Annotated in this window: 3 protein-coding genes; all 3 read right to left on the bottom strand. The window is 58.9% G+C overall.

The window, feature by feature from the left end; genetic code table 11:
• A partial coding sequence (locus RMS03_RS02380) for a glyceraldehyde 3-phosphate dehydrogenase NAD-binding domain-containing protein (protein ID WP_310625516.1) occupies positions 1-130 on the bottom strand: 130 nt, incomplete at its 3' end.
• A gap of 13 nt (positions 131-143) precedes the next feature.
• Positions 144-812, bottom strand: a complete 669-nt coding sequence (gene gph / locus RMS03_RS02385; RefSeq protein ID WP_310625515.1) for a phosphoglycolate phosphatase — start codon at positions 810-812, stop codon at positions 144-146.
• A gap of 11 nt (positions 813-823) precedes the next feature.
• Positions 824-2,899: a transketolase gene (tkt, locus tag RMS03_RS02390; RefSeq protein WP_405023492.1), complete on the bottom strand. Its 2,076-nt coding sequence runs from the start codon at positions 2,897-2,899 to the stop codon at positions 824-826.
• Position 2,900 lies beyond the last annotated feature (1 nt).

The following is a 2,900-nucleotide window of genomic DNA, read 5'->3' on the forward strand; positions in this document are numbered from 1 at the left end:
AGGCCAAGTAGTCGGGCTCCAACAAGTCGTTGATGCCCACGATCTCGATGTCGTGGAAGTTTTGCGTGGCCGCACGCAACACCATGCGCCCGATACGGCCAAAGCCGTTGATGCCGATTTTGATAGTCATGTTCACCTTTCTTTTATAAATTCATCAGCTCTGAAACATCAGAGATCACGCGGTCTGGCTGGCACGCCGCCACAGGCTCGCTCATGTTGTAGCCATAGGGCAAAAGCCACACCGCAATGCCTGCGTTGCGTGCGGTGGCCGCGTCAATGGAAGAGTCGCCAACAAACAGCGCGTTCTCTTTGTTGACGCCCCATTTTTTGAGATGGAGCTCCACCGCACTCGGGTTGGGTTTTTTCACGCGCAAGGTGTCGCCGCTGACCACCGCGTCAAACATCGCCTTGAGTTGATGCACCTGCAACACGGTTTGGGTGTAACGGCCTTCCTTGTTGGTCACCAAGGCGAGCTTGATGCCTTGCGCGCGCAAATGTGCCAAGGCGTCTCGCACATGGGGATAGAGATGGCTGCGGGTGCCACATCGGGCTTGGTAGTAGCGATCAAACACAGGCAGCGCGTCTTTGAGGTGTGCACTCTGACGCACCTCGGGCACCGATTGCTGCATCACATGTGCCAAGGCTTCAACCAACAAGGCTTGCGTGCCATGCCCAATCCAGCCATCGACCAGCGTTTGTGACACCGCAGGCCAATCGAAATACGCCAGCGTGTCATTCACAGCATCTGCAATTTCTGGGGCGGTCTCGACCAAAGTGCCATCCAGATCAAAAAATACAGCGCGGTACATCATGTGCGTTGCCCTTATCCAAGCACCGCTGGCACGACAGACGCAGGTGCTGCGGCAGTTTGCGCGGGTATGGACGTGAGCATGGGCAACAGGCCCTTCACCGCCGCGCAAATGTGCGCCACGGTGATGCCAAAGTGTTGGTAGAGCTGCGGAGCGGGGGCCGATTCGCCAAAGCTTGCAATGCCAATCACATGGCCTGTGCGGCCCACATACTTGCGCCAAAAATCAGGATGCGCCGCCTCAACGGCCACGGTTGGTAATGCCAGCGGAAGAACGCTGTCTTGGTAGGCCGTGCTTTGGCGGTCAAACACTTGCGTACACGGCATGGACACCACGCGCGTGGCAATGCCTTGCGCGGCCAACTCAGCTTGCGCTTGCAGCGCCAATGAGGTCTCCGACCCTGTGCCGACGATGACCGCCACCGCATCCGCCATCTCAGACAAGATGTAGCCGCCCTGGCGCACCTTCTGCGCATCTGAAGCGTCGGCGAGCAAGCGCGGCAGGTTTTGACGCGACAACGCCAACACACTCGGGCCATCGTGCTTCTCAATCGCACACATCCAAGCTACGGCGGTTTCCAAACCATCGGCAGGTCGCCACACATCCAAGCCTGGAATAAGACGCAAGCTTGGCACATGCTCAATGCTTTGGTGTGTCGGCCCGTCTTCGCCCAAACCAATCGAGTCATGGGTCAGCACATGGATGACGCGCTGCTTCATCAAGGCCGCCATGCGGATGGCGTTGCGGCTGTAGTCGCTGAAGGTCAAGAACGTGCCGCCATAAGGCAGGTAGCCCCCGTGCAAGGCCACGCCATTCATGGCCCCGGCCATGCCAAACTCGCGTACGCCATACGACACATGGTTGCCCCATTGGTCAGGCGCAGCCAGTTTGCAGTTTTTGAAGTTGGTCAAGTTCGAGCCCGTCAAGTCTGCACTGCCGCCCAAAAACTCCGGCACGAAGGGTGCCAGCAAGTCCAAGGCGTTTTGGCTGGCTTTGCGGGTGGCGATGGCCTCCGGCTTGGCAGCCACTTGACGCAGCACCTCGGCCTGCCCTTGCACAAACGCATCGCTGAGTTGGCCCTTCATGCGGCGCAAAAATTCGGCGGCCAACTCAGGGTATTTGGCTTGGTAGGCGCGAAACACTTCCGTCCATGCGGCTTGCAAAGCGGCTCCTTTGGCGCGGGCATCCCACGCATGGGCCGCGTCTGGCGGTATTTCAAAGGGCACATAAGGCCAATCCAGCGCTTGACGTGTCGCGGCAATCTCTTCGCTGCCCAAGGCTGCACCATGCACCTCATGCGTTCCCGCTTTGTGGGGCGAACCTTGACCAATCACGGTCTTGCAGCAAATCAAAGTCGGCTTGCCGTCTTGGCGTGTGGCCTGTGCTTTGGCCGCATGCAAGGCGGCATCGACCGCAGCGGCATCGTGCCCATTCACATCACGGATGACATGCCAGCCATAGGCTTCAAAACGCTGTGGCGTGTCGTCACGGAACCAGCCTTGCACATGACCGTCGATGGAGATGCCGTTGTCGTCGTACAGCGCAATCAATTTAGATAACCGCAAAGTGCCTGCAAGTGAACAGGCTTCGTGGCTGATGCCTTCCATCATGCAGCCATCGCCCAAGAACACATAGGTAAAGTGGTCCACGATGCGCAAGATTTCACCGTCTTCTTCGCGGTTGAACTCTTGGGCCAGCATTTTTTCAGCCAAGGCCATGCCCACCGCGTTGGACAAGCCTTGGCCCAGTGGGCCTGTGGTGGTTTCCACGCCAGGGGTGAGGCCCACCTCGGGATGCCCGGGCGTTTTGCTGTGCAGCTGACGGAATTTTTTCAACTCGTCGATCGGCAAGTCATAGCCAGTCAAGTGCAAGAGGGCGTAGATGAGCATCGAACCGTGGCCGTTGGAGAGCACAAAACGGTCGCGGTCTGGCCAGCGCGGGTCGAGCGGGTTGTGGCGCAAGTGCCTGTGCCAAAGCACCTCGGCGATTTCGGCCATGCCCATGGGTGCGCCTGGGTGTCCAGACTTGGCCGCCTCGATGGCGTCGATGGCCAAGAAACGGATGGCATGGGCCATGCGGCTGGCCAGCAAG

Source organism: Limnohabitans sp. (assembly GCF_031538885.1).
Classification (GTDB): domain Bacteria; phylum Pseudomonadota; class Gammaproteobacteria; order Burkholderiales; family Burkholderiaceae_C; genus Limnohabitans.